The sequence below is a fragment of the Jiella marina genome (genome assembly GCF_024359545.1).
In the GTDB taxonomy this organism is placed as follows: Bacteria; Pseudomonadota; Alphaproteobacteria; order Rhizobiales; family Rhizobiaceae; genus Jiella.
Genome location: NZ_JAKQZG010000008.1, coordinates 1 through 14,411, shown reverse-complemented (window position 1 = coordinate 14,411; position 14,411 = coordinate 1). Strand labels below are relative to the sequence as shown.

Genomic DNA, 14,411 nt, shown 5'->3' with positions numbered 1-14,411 from the left:
TCTCTAGCGCGCCGCCGGCAAGCCCTCAAGTGGCAGGCACGGCGCAAGAGCGAAGCGTCCGCCCTACTTGACGAATATGTTGGCGCTTGCCGCCGCCCCCGTGGCGTCTACAACCGAGATCGCCACGAAGCCCGGTTCCCTGGGCCGCCAGGTGGATTGCCGGAGAAGCTGGTCCCGATCGACCGGCCGGCCATCCACATACCAGGTGAAGGGCGGGCGGCCGTTGCGCACCTTCATGTAGAGCGGATCGGGCGTGCCCTCGCTGCGCGTCAGTTCGATGCGGCTCTTGTCCGGCGGATAGACGATCTCCGGCTTTGGCCCGTCCTTTCGTTCCGCAGCCCGGCCGACGCGGCGCAGCGGCGGCGGGAGACCACTGCCCGCCGAGGCGAGGATGCCCGGCGGCGGCCCCGACAACCGCGTCACCGGACCGATCCGGGCGAAGACATCGTGCATCACCGGAACGGCAGCGGATTGGCCGAACAGCCCTGGCACCGGCGCCCCATCCGGCCGGCCGATCCAGACACCAACCACATGGCGACCGTCATAACCGATGGTCCAGGCGTCGCGATAACCGTAGGACGTCCCGGTCTTGTGAGCGATCTCGCCGGGCGAGCCCTTTGTCGTGGAGGAGGCGCCGGCGAGGATCGAGGTGACGTACCAGGCGGCCTGCTCCGACAATATCCGTCGACCGGACACGCCCGTGCCGAGTGGTTCGTCTGCCGCCTCCACATGCAGCGGTACCGAGACGCCGCCATTGGCGATGCCGGCATAGAGGCGCACCAGATCTTCCAGCGTCAGCCCGATGCCCCCGAGGCCGATGGCGAGCCCCGGCAACGAGCGGTCGCCGAGTTCCGGCGCCGCACCGGCCCGGCGCATGCGGTGAACGAGCCGGCTCGGACCGACGGCGCTCAGGAGTTCGACGGCCGGCAGATTGCGCGAGAGCTGCAGCGCGCGCCGGGCGGTGATCACGCCCTCGAACTCGTGGTCGAAATTCTGCGGCGTATAGCCGGCAAAGCCGCCGGGCGAGTCGTCGACGAGGCTTTCGGGATGGGCGACGCCCCGCTCGAAGGCGAGGCCGTAGATCAATGGCTTCAGGGTCGAGCCCGGCGAACGCGTGGCCTGAGTCAGATCGACGAAGCCCTGTCGGGAGCGGTCGAAATAATCCGGCGAGCCGATCTCGGCGAGGATCTCCCCCGTCTTGTGATCGGCGACGACGATCGCGAGGCTCTGAGGGGATTTCAGCCGCTTCGCCTTCTGTCTCGCATAGGCTTCAAGCCGTTCCTGCAGCGCCGCGTCCAGCGTCACGTCGATGCGTGGGCTATCGGGGCGAGCGGCCGTCAGACGATCCGCGAGATGTGCCGCCATCAGCGGCATGGACCGACGACCGCCGGGCATCGCCTCGGCCAAGGCCCGGCGGGTCTCGCCGCTGTCGAGGATGCCGAGTTCTCCCATGCGTTCAATGACCCGGTTCCGCGCGGCCTTGGCGCGAGCGGGGAACCGATCCGGCCGAAAGCGTTCCGGCGATTGCGGCAGGGCGACGAGAAGCGCGGCTTCCGCCGCCGTCAGCCGGCGCGGTTCCTTGCCGAACAGGGCGAGGGATGCCGCGCGAATGCCCTCGACATTGCCGCCATAGGGGGCAAGGCGAAAATAGAGCGACAGGATTTCGGCCTTGTCGTAGCGCCGCTCCAGCGCGATCGCCGTCAGCATCTGCTCGAACTTCGCCGCGACGCTGCCCGTCGGCAGGCCGCCCAGCATGCGCGCAACCTGCATGGTGAGCGTCGAGCCGCCCGAGACGATGCGGCGATGCTCCAACGACTGCCACGCCGCGCGCATCAGCGCCCAGCCGTCGATGCCGCCATGGTCGAGAAAGCGCTTGTCCTCCCAAGCGATGAGCATCTCCAGAAAACGCGGATCGACGTCTCCGCCATCGGCGGCCAGCCGCCAGCGCCCGTCATCGAGCGAAAAGGCGCGGAGGAGATGGCCATTGCGGTCGACGACCTCGACACCGACCGCCGGCTCATGGAGCGCAGCGATGCGCGTCACGATCGCCTGTTCGAGGGCCGAATAGGACCAGAGGCCGGTGATCAGGAGGAGGAGCAGGCTGAAAAGCCCCACTTGAGCAAGGCGACGGCGGGGAGACATCAGCCGCTCTGCCTCTGTGTCGACAGAAGTCGTCTTGACCCGTCTCGCGCTGAGCCAGGACTGCAATCAATGCTGCTCAGGCGTCGAACGAACTGAGCGCCGAACGCTTGAGCTTCGTCATCCTCGGGCCTGTCCCGAGGATCTCCTGCCATTTCCGCCACCAAAGCCGTGGAGACAGGCCAGTCTCCCAAGAACTGACCCGTCGACAAGCGACGGTAGATCCTCGGGACAGGCCCGAGGATGACGATGCTGCGTTGAGGGGGCTCGGCTATCCTCCGGGGCCGTGTTCCCACACCGGACGGCGACTCTTTGCGGCCGACACCCGTACCTTGACGATCGCGAATCAGACGGTCCGCCAGAACCGAGCAGACACTGGACTTCACCGCAGCGGCCCGATCACCGTCACCCGGCCGGCCTCGGTGCGGCCGCGGCGGCTCGGATCGTACATGTTTTCCACGATCGCCGCCGGGTGCTCGAACTCGCCCGGCGAGACCGCGCGCACGATATAGGCGAAGCGGCGGGTGGCGGTGTCGTTGAGGCCCTGGTCGATCGCGGCAAGGAAGCGGTCGGTGCGGAACTCGGTGTGCGTCGCCTCGCCGGTCAGTTCCAGCCAGTCGAGGGCCGCGACGTCGCCACCGCGCAGGATCGCCGGGTTGTCGATCGAAAAGCCCGCCGGGAGCGGATCGTCCAGCATCAGCTTGGCCGGCCCGGCGTCGATCGGTGTCACCTCGTCGACCACCACCAGCCGGTCGCCCTGCCCGATCTCGGACGGGTTCGCGGGCTTGCCGTCCAGCGTGTAATAACTGCGCGCGATCGCGTAGCCGTCGCTCGAGGCAGGCGGGGCCGTCTCCGGCACGCCGCGGATCGTCACTTCGGCGGCGACCGGGGTTTCGGCGCGATTGGCGATGTCGAGGCCGGCCGAAAGGTCGTCCGCGTCGACCGCTGCCGAATAGGGCCCCTCGAAATCCTGGCCGGCGACCGTCAGCTGCGGCGGGTTGCGCTCGAGAAGCGCGTGGGCCGCGAGCAGCGACCAGGCGTCTTCCTGTGTGGAGGTGTAGCGCTGGTTCATGCGCTGGGCATTCACCCGGCTCACCAGCCCGTCGAAGGACACGCCGTCGATCGCCGTTTCGAGGCCCAGCGTCAGCACCGCGGCATCGTCCCGCAGCGCCGTGCCATAGTCGGAACGGCCGATATTGCCGGCGAGCGTCGCCGTGCCGTTCACCGCCGCGCGGAACACCGTCTCGGCTCGCGACCGGTCGCCGTAGAAGGCCAGCGCCGCGGCGATCTGCGCCTTGGCGAGCGGCGTCGGGAAGCTCGAAAGCTCGTTGTCGGCATAATAGCGCAGGTCGCCGATCGCAGCCCGGCCGTTGCGGGCGAGCACGTAATAGGCATAGGCGACCGGGCCCCAGTCCGGCTTGTCCGGCAGATAGGCGAGACTGTTCCTCAGATTGTCGATGGCGAGGGTGAAGCCCTCTTCCGGTACCGTGTAGCCGGATTCCTTCGCTCGGGTCAGGAAGTCGGTGACATAGGCGTCGAGCCAGAGGTCGCCGTAGTCCGGCCGCCACAGGCCGAAGGAGCCGTTCGACGCCTGATTGGCCAGCACGCCGTCAATCGCATCGTCGACCCGCTTGGTCACGTCCTCACTGCCGCCGAGGCCGGCCGACAGGATCGTGCGGTCGAGATAGACCAGCGGCATCGCCCGGCTGGTCAGCTGTTCGGTGCAGCCATAAGGGTAGCGGTCGAGCGCGCGGACGACGCCCGCCACGTCGAAATCGGCAGCACCCGTGACGGAGATCGTCGCCGAGGCCGTGCCCGGCACGTATTCGGCGAAGAGTTGCGGATCGAGGCTGAGCTTGCCGCCATTGGCCGCGATCGAAAGTCGGGTCTTGTCGACGTCTTTCGGGGCATTGGAGCGGACTGGCAGGACCACGGTCTTCACGAGGCGCTTGTCGGCCGGTGTCGTCAGCGCCACCTCGATCACCGCCTCGCCGATCGCATCGGCCGTCACCGGCAGGAGCACCTGCTCCCGCTGATTGGCGTCGAGCGTCAGATCGGCTTCGATGTTTTCGCCGAGTGTCACGACACCCGCACCGCCGGAGACCGTCAACTTCGCTCCCCCGGTCGGTCCTTCCACATGGGTCAGGTCGATCGCAATCCGCGACGTGTCGCCCGGCGCCAGGAAGGCCGGCCGGCTGACGGCGATCACCACCGGATCGCGCACGATCATCTCACGGTCCGCATTGCCGATCGCCGATTTCGACCAGGCGATCGCCATCAGCTTGAGCGTGCCGTTGAAGTCCGGGATATCCAGCGCGATCGTCACTTTGCCGTCCGGGCCCACTTCCACGGGGCCGGAATAGAGCGAGACGAGCTCGTCCATGGGCGGCGGGCTGTCATAACTGCCGCCGGAATCGCCGCCCGAACGCACCGTGCCCGGCGCACCCTGGGTGCGATCGATCAGCTTGGAGTAAAGATCGCGGATTTCGACGCCGAGGCGCCGCTGGCCAAAATAATAGTCCTTCGGCGCGGGCGGTTCGAAGCCGGTGACGTTGAGGATGCCCACATCGACCGCCGCCAGCGTGACATAGGCGGTCTCGCCCTCGGCGATGCCGCCGATCGCGATGCCGACCTCCTGGGTCTGGCGTGGCGCGATCTTGTCCGGCGCGTCGATCGCGACGTCGAGGGCGCGTTCGCCGGGCTCGACCTTCACATGAGCCAGACCGATCGCGCGGCCCGGCATGCGCTTTTCGTCGAGATTCATCGGACGATAGACGACTGCGGCGACATAGGCGCCCGTGCCCCAATCCCGTGTGACGTCGAGGGTCACCTCGCCGCCATCGGCGCCTATATCGGCGGTCTTGCGGGCGATCACCCGCTCGTCCATCACGAAGATCTCCGCCCGGCCGGCGAAGCGCGGCTCGATCTTCACCGTCGCCGTGTCGCCGACCGTGTAGCTCTCCTTGTCGAGGGAGACATTGGCCGCGTCGGGCGTATCGAGAGAGGTCGCGGCCGAATACCAGCCGGCATTGAACTCGACGCTCGCGGGGATCGTCGCGCCGTCAGCATCCGTCACGGTCAGGCGATATTCGCCCCATTCGACCGGCACCGAAAGGGAGGCCGGCGTTTCGGCGGTGACGTCCAGCGTGCCGCTCGCCACCCGCGTCGAGGTGCGCACCGGCTCGTAATTCCACGAGCCCGAGGTGGAATACCACTGGAAATCGACGCGGATCCGGTCGAGCTGCCAGGTAAGGTTCGCCATCGCCTTGCGCGTCGCATCGGCGTCGATCGCGATCACGTCGAAGGCCGCCTCGCTGCCCTCCGCGACGGCACCGTCGAAGCGGGGCTTGATGCCGATCCGGTCCGCAGACGCGGCAAGGGGAAGTTCGCTCGTTCGCTCGACCGGCTTGCCGCCCGCGTCGATGACGCGGACCTGCAGCTCGGCGGTGAGCGGCCGGGTCGTCACCGGAGGATCGAAAGGCGAAAGCGCGAGCGTGGCCTTGCCCTCCGCGTCGGTGCGGGCCGCATCGAAGGGCTGGCGCGTCGCCGTCACCTCGTCGCTCGCCAGACCGAAGGCATAGCCGGGATAGCCGGCGATGTCGGAGGAGGCGTTGAGCACGGCTTCGCCGCTTACCTCCAGATCGCCAGCCGGCGCGCCGAAGAGATAACGCGCGTCGACGTCGACGGTCGGCGGAGATTGCGGATCGAGCACGGTTTCGGCGACCGCCAGATCGAAATCGATCTTCTCCGGCTCGAAATCCTCGACGAGGAAGCTCGTTTCGGCGAGCGCCGGCTGCTTGGGATCGGTGTGGAGCGCGAGCTTCCAGACCCCGCGCATGGCGTTGTCCGGCACGGCGAGCGCAAAGGCGTAGCCGCCGGCGGCGAAATCCGAGACGGTTGCGCGGGCATGCTCGACGCCGTCCGGGCGCTTGACGATCTGGGTCAGTGTCAGGCCGGAGATCGCAGTCCCCTCGGGATCGCGGGTCAGCGCATTGAAACGCACTTCGTCACCCGCCCGGTAGATGCCGCGGTCAGCGGTCAGGAACACGTCGATCGGGCCAGCCGGGGCACGGCCGTCGACACCGCGATCGGTCAGGTCGAAGGGGGAATCGCCGACATTCAGGAAGACGAAATCGCCTGTCAGCCGAGCCGTGACCAGCGACGGCCGGTCGCCGCCGGTGCCGCGCATCAGGCCGGCCGGCAAGCGCGCATGGCCCTGGCCGTCGGTCGTTGCGGTTCCGAGGATCTGGTTGTTGGCGGCGACGAGGTCCAGCGACACGCCGGCGAGCGGACGGGCGCTGCCGAGCGAGCGGGCGACGACGTGGAAGCCGTCTGTGGCCGAGAAGGTCGAGAGACCGATATCGGACACGACGAACCATTGCGTCGCGTACTGGTCCTGATAGCGCGGCCCGTTCTTCGCCTTGGCCGTCAGCACATAGACGCCGGGCTTCAGGTCCGGGACCATTTCCGCAACGGGGATCGCGGTCGTCACCTCCTCATTGGTTTCGCGCACCACCTCGACCGTTCCGGACCAGACGTCTTCGCCGGACTGAGCGGCGATGTCGTCGATCTGCCATTCGGAAAGCGCGCGCAGGAAGCGATCATTGCCCAGCATGTCGGAGAGCCCGCGCTCGCCGATCCGCTGGACCTTGGCTTCGATCATGTCGGCATTGACGGTGACGACCGGGATCGTCGCCTTGCCGCCAGCGGGCAACACATAGGCGTTGGTCGAGAAGCGCACCGAAGGGTCGCGATCGCGCACATAGATCGAGAGTTCGGCCTGCTTGGCGAGCCTCTCGCCATCAATTGCAGTGATACCGGGGCGGGCGACGATGCGGTAGCGCTCGCCATGGGTTACGCCCTCGACGCAGATCTGCTTGCCTTCGGCCGTCACCGGCAGGGTGTCACCGCCTTCGACGCTGATGTAGTCGCCCGGGTTTTCAGACGTCGTCAGCTTGCGGGACAACTGGTCGGAAAAGATCAGGCAGATGCGCGGGCTGGCAGCATTGTTGTCGACCGTATGCTCGACGATACGAAAACCGTGGGCGGCGATAACGGAATCGAGCCTTGAGGCAACCGCCGGATCGCGCGCCGCTGCAAGGCTCGCCCGATAGGCGCGAATCGCCTGTTTCCAGGCCGATTCCGACTCGTAGGTCTCCGCGATGGCGGCAAGGCCCGCGGCCTTTTCCGCATCGTTCGAGGCGGTCAGATAGGCGTTGACGGCGGCGTCCTTGCGCAGCTTCCTGTTCTCGGTGCGCTCGCGATAATCGTTGGGCGCATAGGCAAGCGCCGCCGTGGAAAGGCCCTGCCAGGCGGCATGGTCGAGCGGCTCGCGCTTCAGCACTTCCCGCCAGAGTCTGATCGCATCCTGAAAGGTCAGCGCCGCGCCGGCTCGTTCACGGAGTTCGCGTAGCGGCACCGCGGCGAATTCGACATCGCGCTCGGCGCCGGTAAGCTCCAGACGGGTGCGCTTGGCGGCATCGCGCGTCGTCTGCGGCACGAAGTCGAGTTCGCGCTCGCGGGCGGCGAGGCTCGCCTCGTCCACCGGCGGCGGCGCGACGATCTTGCCGGAGGTGGCGCCGGCGACGGTCCTCAGCTCGCCGACGGCTTCCTTCAGGAAGCACCAGCGATTGCGTTCGTTCAGGGTGAAGGCCTGGCAGCGGTCGTCCGCCTTGCAGGCGGCGGAACATTCGTCGAGATCGACACCGCGCAGGACATTGTAGTCCCGCCCGAAATAATCCGCGTCTCGCGTGATGACGACGTTCCGCTCACCGGCCGCCTGGGCCAGGGCCGGAACGGGCGAGAGCCCTATTGCCGCAATGAGAGCCAGAGAGAAGAGACGGAATCCGCCGGATCCGAACATGGATCGACCCCTGCATTCATTCGCCCCTTCAAAAACCATACGCTGAAGCCGGTCGCTTCGCAAAGGGTCGCCGGCAAAACAAATTGGTGATCGTCGGGGCATCCGCCTTCCCTTGCGCAAGCCGAACCTGAAACCGCAGGGCGGAGATTCGCCACGCCCGTTCAGGGATGCGTGTCAGCCCTTGTCCGCTGCGTCGCCAGCCGCGCGCAACTCCGCCTCCAGTTGCGCGACGAGCGCGGCTGCCGGCATGGCCCGTGCCAGTGGCGCGCCCTGGCCGGCCCATTGCGGGCCGAAACCATGTTCGTTCTTCGCCTTCGCCGCAGCATTCAGGGCCTTTGCCGCGTCATAGGCGATCGGATAATCTGGGAGCGGTCGATCGCCTGTCGTTTCGGCAAGCGCCGCAAAACGGTTGGCGAGAACACGGGCCGGACGGCCGGACAGCACATTCGTCAGTCTTGTCCGATAGGCGCCCGGCCCCGAGAGCGCAGCTCGGTAGGCCTCGTCCGCAGCCGATTCCGGACAGGCCACGAAGGCCGTGCCGAGTTGGGCGGCGACGGCACCGAGTTTCAGAACGCCGGCGATTCCCGCCCCGTCCATGATGCCGCCCGCGGCAATGACGGGAAGATTGCCTTTGGCTGCCAGAAGCCGGGTCAGCGCGACGGTTCCGAGACCCGCGTCGGACGCCGCCGGATCGAAGACGCCGCGATGACCGCCCGCCTCGATGCCCTGAGCAACCACAGCGTCCAAGCCGGCCGCTTCGATCCTCCGAGCCTCGTCCAGGCTCGTGGCCGTCGCGAGCAGGGTCGTGCCCACCGCCTTCAGCCTTGCAATGACCTCCTTGGACGGCAGGCCGAAATGGAAGCTGACGACAGGCGGCTTCGTCTCGAGAAGCATGGCGAGCATATCGGCATCCTCGGCAAAGCTCTTGTAGATCGTCCGCAAGACTTTGGGAGGTTCGGCGTCAAATTCGGCAAAGAGTGGTGCCAGCCATTCGAGCCAGGCCGCCTCGCGTGCCGGATCGGGCGTGGCCGGCTGATGGACGAAAAGATTGACGTTGAACGCCCTGTCCGTGCGCGCCCGCAATTCGTCGATCATCGCTTTCGCGCCGGCTGCGTCCGTCGATCCGATCCCGACAGAGCCGAGGCCGCCGGCATTCGAGACCTCGGCTGCAAGCCTCGGCGTCGCGACGCCGGCCATCGGGGCCTGGACGATCGGCAGCGTCATGGGGAGCGGGTTCATCGTCGATCCAGTGCGTCGGAATGGCCGTTACGAGAGATTTTGCGAGGACGATGGGCGAAAATTTCCTGTCGGTCGAGACGAGAAAAGCGCGAAGCGACACGATTTCGGCTCTGGGGCTTTCACTGGCCGGGCATCACACCACCGACGAAGGAAGCCCGACAATGATCCGCAACACCCTCCTCGCTCTCGCCACCCTGGTCGCCGCCGCGACCGTCTTCTCCGCCCCGGCCCAGGCCGGCGGCTGGCACAAGAAGCACCACGGCTACCACAAGGTCTGCCACATCAAGAAGAAGAAGGTCTTCGGCGGCTACGACGAGTGCGGCAACAAGATCTGGGTCTGGAAGCGCGTCAAGTCCTGCCACTGAGACCCGTCCAGCATCGCTTCGAACAGGCCATCCCGTCCTCCCCGGGATGGCCTTTTCTCACATTCGAACCGCGAAATTCGCCTCACCCGATCGCAGGGCTTTCCGCCGCGTCCTGCTTTTGTCATAGATCGAGACCGAATCTCTCGCGGGGAGGCAATCAGGTATTCGTGGCGCAGAAGGTGAAATTGTCGACGATTGCGGAGGCGCTCGGCCTTTCGACCGCGACCGTTTCGCTCGCGCTGCGCGACAGCCCGCTGGTGGCCGACATCACGCGCGAGCGGATCAAGGAGGCGGCCCGCGAACTCGGCTATATCTACAATCGCCGCGCCGCCTCGCTCCGGACTTCCAAATCCGGCATTCTCGGCGTCTGCGTCCACGACGTGATGAACCCGTTCTATGGCGAGATACTCAAGTCGATCGAATCCGAACTGGACCGGCATCGCCAGACCTTCATCCTGTGCAATCACCATGACGATCTGTCGAAGCAGCGCTCCTTCGTCGATACGCTGCTGCAGCTTGGCGCCGACGGGCTGATCATGTCGCCGGCGCTGGGCACGCCCGCCGCCGACATTCAGCTGGCCGAGGACAACGACCTGCCGGTGATCCTGATCGCCCGCACGATCGACGGCGCCGGCGTGCGCGGCTTTCGCGGCGACGACGCCTATGGCATGGGGCTCGCCGTCGACCATCTGGTCTCGCTCGGCCATCGCGCCATCGGCATGGTCGGCGGCACGAACGCCACCTCGACCGGACGCGACCGCGAGGCGGGCTATCTTCAGGGGCTGGAACGGGCCGGGATCGCGCCCCGGCGCGAGTGGCGGCTCGAAGGCCCGCGCGACCGCCATTCCGGCTTCGATGCGACCCGCCGCTTCCTGGACCTCGCCGAGCGGCCGACGGCGATCGTCTGCTTTTCCGATCTCGTTGCCCTCGGCTTCATGTATGGCCTTGCCCGCGCCGGTGTCCGGCCGGGCGTCGACGTGGCGGTGATCGGCTATGACGATATCGACGAGGCGGCGATCGCCATGCCGCCGCTCACCACCGTTTCCAACGGTCAGAGCGAAGTGGGCTGGCGCGCGGCCGCGGCACTCGTCGATCGGCTGGAGGGCAAGCCCGCCGTCGATGAGACGACGCTGATCACGCCTGAGCTCCACATCCGCAACTCTTGCGGTACGAACTGGCCGGACTGACCAGCGAAGGGCGCCGGCCTGACCAGCGGCGGGCATCAGTCCCGATCGAAACCGTTGAAATCTGGTATCTTTTCGCGGTCGGAGGCTATCATTTCTGCCTGCTGTCAACCTTCGGTAAAGGTTTAGGCATCGATAATGGAGCCGAAACGATCCAAGGGATTCGGGCTCATGAACTTCACGGCCGCCGTTCTCGGCACCGCTTTCGCCGCCCTGATGCTCACCGCCAAGCTGCAGGCCGCGCCGGAGATCGGCAGCGAACTGCCCGTCACACCGCTGCCCGCCGAGGCCAAGGTGGAGGCGGCTGCAAGCGCTTCGACGCCTGCTGCCATGCGCGTGATCGACCTGCGCTCCGGCGCAAGCTGCAAGATCGCCAGTGCGGAGCCGACCAAAGGCGCCCTCGCCCCGCTGCCGACGACCCCGGAATGCGCTCAGTCTGCGGAACTTCGCCGCATCAGCCAGTGGCGCACGACGCAGGACGGCATGCTCGTCCTCGCCGACGACACGGGCCGCACGGTTCTGCGCTTCATTCCGGGCGACGGCGTGCTGTATGAATCGGTGTACCCGACCAATTCCGTGGTGACGATCGTTCCCGCCCGGGGGTAACCGGTGCGCTGAGAATGACTGTGGGGTCGTGCCCCAACAGCATGCAGGCCCCGCCTTGTGGGGCGAGGCCTGACATTGAAAACTGTATAGCTTCTTAGCCCAGGACAGCCTTCACCGCCGGAAGCTCGGTCAGCGGCGTCTGCGGACGTGGGCCGATCTGCTGGATGATGTGGCCGGCCGCCGCGACGCCGAGACGGGCCGACTTCTCGTGATCGAGGCCCATGGTGAAGCCGCGCAGGAACCCGGCGGCGAAGAGATCGCCGGCACCCGTCGCATCCAAGACCTTGTCGACCGGATCGGCCGGAACCGCGATGCGCTGATCGCCTGCGATCACCACGCAGCCCTTTTCGGACCGGGTGACGACGGCGAATTCCTGGGCGTCCTTCGCCAGCTGATCGCAGGCGTGGTCGAAATCCTCCGTCTCGTAGAGCGACAGGGCTTCGGCCTCATTGGCGAAGACGATGCCGACCGTGCCGGAGCGCATGAGATCGAGGAATTCGCCGCGATAGCGGTCGACGCAGAAGGAATCCGACAGGGTCATCGCCATCGAGCGGCCATTCGCCTTGGCGATCTTGGCGGCGTTGACGATCGCTTCCTTCGCCCGGGGCGGATCCCAGAGATAGCCTTCGAAATAGGTGACCTTGGCAGCCGCGATCTTCGCTTCGTCGATGTCTTCCGGCCCGAGTTCGACACAGGCGCCGAGATAGGTGCTCATGGAGCGCTCGCCATCCGGGGTGACGACGATCATGCAGCGGGCGGTCGGCGGAAAGCCTTCCAGCGGCCTGGTCTCGAAATCGACGCCCAGCGAGCGGATGTCATGACCGAAGATCGAACCCAGCTGGTCGTTCGAGACCTTGCCCACATAGGCGCCCTTGCCGCCCAAGCTGACGAAGCCGGCAATCGTGTTGCCGGCGCTGCCGCCGGAGGTTTCCACGCCCGGGCCCATCGACGCATAGAGATGCTCCGCCCGGTCGGCGTCGATCAGCGTCATGCCACCCTTCTGGATCTTCTCCTGTTCGAGAAAGGCGTCGTCGCCGCGCGCGATGATGTCGACGATGGCGTTGCCGATGGTGAGAAGGTCGTATTCAGCCATGTTCCATTCCGTTCTGATTGGAGATGGCGCATGGGTTAACGGCTCGCCGCCGCTCTGGCTAGGGTGGCGGCCGAGAAACCGGTTACCGGCACCGCCCGATCCCGTCAGGCCTAATGCCGGAAATGGCGCATGCCGGTCATCACCATGGCGAGGTCGTGCTCGTCGGCTGCCGCGATGACCTCGTCGTCGCGAACCGAGCCGCCGGGCTGGATGACGGCCGTGGCACCGGCTTCGACCGCCGACAGAAGGCCATCGGCGAAGGGGAAGAAGGCGTCCGAAGCGACGACCGAGCCGATGGTGGCGGGCTTGTCAGCCCCGGCGGCCCTCGCCGCGTCGTCGGCCTTGCGGGCGGCGATCCGCGCGGAATCCACCCGGCTCATCTGGCCCGCGCCGATGCCGACCGTCGCGCCTTCCTTGGCGTAGACGATGGTGTTCGACTTCACGTGCTTGGCGACGCGGAAGGCAAATTTCAGATCGGCGAGTTCCCGCGCGGTGGGCTCGCGCTTGGTGACGACCTTCAGGTCCAGATCGTCGACGACGCCGTTGTCCCGGCTCTGGACCAGAAGCCCGCCGGCGACCGATTTGACGAAGCGGCCGGCCGCGCGCGGATCGGGCAGGCCGCCGGTCAGGAGGAGGCGCAAATTCTTCTTCGCCGCGACGATGGCGATCGCGTCTTCTTCGGCGTCGGGCGCGATGATCACTTCGGTGAACACCTTGACGATCTCTTCGGCGCTTTGCGCATCGAGCTTGCGGTTGAGCGCCACGATGCCGCCGAAGGCCGAGACCGGGTCGCAGGCGAGCGCCCGGTGATAGGCGGTGACGAGATCGTTCGCCTCCGCGACGCCGCAGGGGTTGGCGTGCTTGATGATCGCGACCGCCGCGCTGCGATCCGGCGTGAACTCCGCCACCAGTTCGAAGGCGGCGTCGGTGTCGTTGATGTTGTTGTAGGAGAGCGCCTTGCCCTGCACCTGCCGGGCCGTGGCCACGCCGGGCCGCGCCTCGTCGGTGCGATAAAAACCTGCCGCCTGATGCGGATTCTCGCCATATCGCAGCGACTCCGCCAGCGTGCCGGCGATCGACAGGCGTTTGGGCGTCGTCTCTACTTCAGTCTCGGCGAACCAGCCGGAGACGGCGGCGTCATAGGCGGCGGTGCGGGCATAGGCCCGGCCCGCGAGTTGCCGGCGCAGCGCGATCTCGGTCTCGCCGTCATGCGCCTTGAGGGCCGAGAGCACGGTCGCATAGTCGGACGGGTCGACCACCACGGTCACATAGCCATGGTTCTTGGCACCCGCCCGGATCATCGCCGGGCCGCCAATGTCGATATTCTCGACGATCGTCTCGGGCGCAGCGCCGGAAGCGCGCGTCTCCTCGAAGGGGTAGAGATTGACGACGAGAAGGTCGATCCCGGCGATGCCGTGCTCGTCCATCGCCGCCTTGTGCGCCGGATCGTCCCGCACACCGAGAAGGCCGCCATGGACGCCCGGATGCAGGGTCTTCACCCGCCCGTCCATGATCTCCGGAAAGCCGGTGAGGTCGGAAACGTCCTTCACCGCCAGCCCGGCATCGGCCAGCGCCTTCTTGGTGCCACCGGTCGAGACCAGCTCGACCCCGAGCGCGGCGAGACCCTCGGCGAATTCGACGAGGCCGCTCTTGTCGGAAACCGAGAGAAGCGCCTGGCGGACTTTCACCCGGTCAGGCAAGGGGGTGGCGTTGGCTTTGACGGACATGGGGACTTCCCTTCGACGCCTCACTCTCTCTCCGCGGTCGAGGGACGATCCGAGGATGAGATAGCAGCAGGGGCTCAGACGGCTTCGTTCGGCCCCTGATAGTCAGCTTGTCCGATCCAGACAATGGGGCGACTGCTCAGTGCCGGTCATGGATCGCAATCTTATGCGATGTGGCGAAACCTCTGCCGCATCGTC

The 14,411-nt window shown here is 66.7% G+C and carries 8 protein-coding genes; 3 read left to right on the top strand and 5 right to left on the bottom strand.

Going from position 1 to position 14,411, the window contains the following annotated elements; translation table 11 throughout:
• Nucleotides 1-63: 63 nt before the first annotated feature.
• From pbpC to MF134_RS14360, 3 genes are all read right to left on the bottom strand, one after another.
• On the bottom strand, nt 64-2,142 hold the full coding sequence (gene pbpC / locus MF134_RS14370) for a penicillin-binding protein 1C (RefSeq protein ID WP_255340164.1): 2,079 nt from the start codon (nt 2,140-2,142) through the stop codon (nt 64-66).
• 379 nt (nt 2,143-2,521) lie between these two features.
• Complete coding sequence (locus MF134_RS14365) at nt 2,522-8,002, bottom strand: MG2 domain-containing protein (RefSeq protein ID WP_255340163.1); 5,481 nt, start codon at nt 8,000-8,002, stop codon at nt 2,522-2,524.
• A gap of 174 nt (nt 8,003-8,176) precedes the next feature.
• Nucleotides 8,177-9,241: an NAD(P)H-dependent flavin oxidoreductase gene (locus tag MF134_RS14360; protein ID WP_255340162.1), complete on the bottom strand. Its 1,065-nt coding sequence runs from the start codon at nt 9,239-9,241 to the stop codon at nt 8,177-8,179.
• 161 nt (nt 9,242-9,402) lie between these two features.
• On the opposite strand from MF134_RS14360, the gene MF134_RS14355 reads away from it, so the two are divergent.
• The 3 genes from MF134_RS14355 to MF134_RS14345 all read left to right on the top strand — a co-directional run bounded on the left by MF134_RS14355 (nt 9,403) and on the right by MF134_RS14345 (nt 11,396).
• Nucleotides 9,403-9,606, top strand: coding sequence for a hypothetical protein (locus MF134_RS14355; protein ID WP_255340161.1), 204 nt, complete (start codon nt 9,403-9,405; stop codon nt 9,604-9,606).
• A 167-nt stretch (nt 9,607-9,773) separates the two neighbouring features.
• A complete protein-coding gene (locus MF134_RS14350) occupies nt 9,774-10,793 on the top strand; it encodes a LacI family DNA-binding transcriptional regulator (protein WP_255340160.1) in 1,020 nt (339 codons plus the stop codon).
• 168 nt (nt 10,794-10,961) lie between these two features.
• Nucleotides 10,962-11,396: a hypothetical protein gene (locus MF134_RS14345; RefSeq protein WP_255340159.1), complete on the top strand. Its 435-nt coding sequence runs from the start codon at nt 10,962-10,964 to the stop codon at nt 11,394-11,396.
• Nucleotides 11,397-11,490: 94 nt separating this feature from the next.
• Here MF134_RS14345 and MF134_RS14340 read toward each other — a convergent pair whose 3' ends face one another.
• Together MF134_RS14340 and purH are read right to left on the bottom strand one after the other, a co-directional pair.
• Complete coding sequence (locus MF134_RS14340) at nt 11,491-12,489, bottom strand: adenosine kinase (protein ID WP_255340158.1); 999 nt, start codon at nt 12,487-12,489, stop codon at nt 11,491-11,493.
• Nucleotides 12,490-12,599: 110 nt separating this feature from the next.
• Nucleotides 12,600-14,216: a bifunctional phosphoribosylaminoimidazolecarboxamide formyltransferase/IMP cyclohydrolase gene (gene purH, locus MF134_RS14335; RefSeq protein WP_255340155.1), complete on the bottom strand. Its 1,617-nt coding sequence runs from the start codon at nt 14,214-14,216 to the stop codon at nt 12,600-12,602.
• Nucleotides 14,217-14,411: the final 195 nt, after the last annotated feature.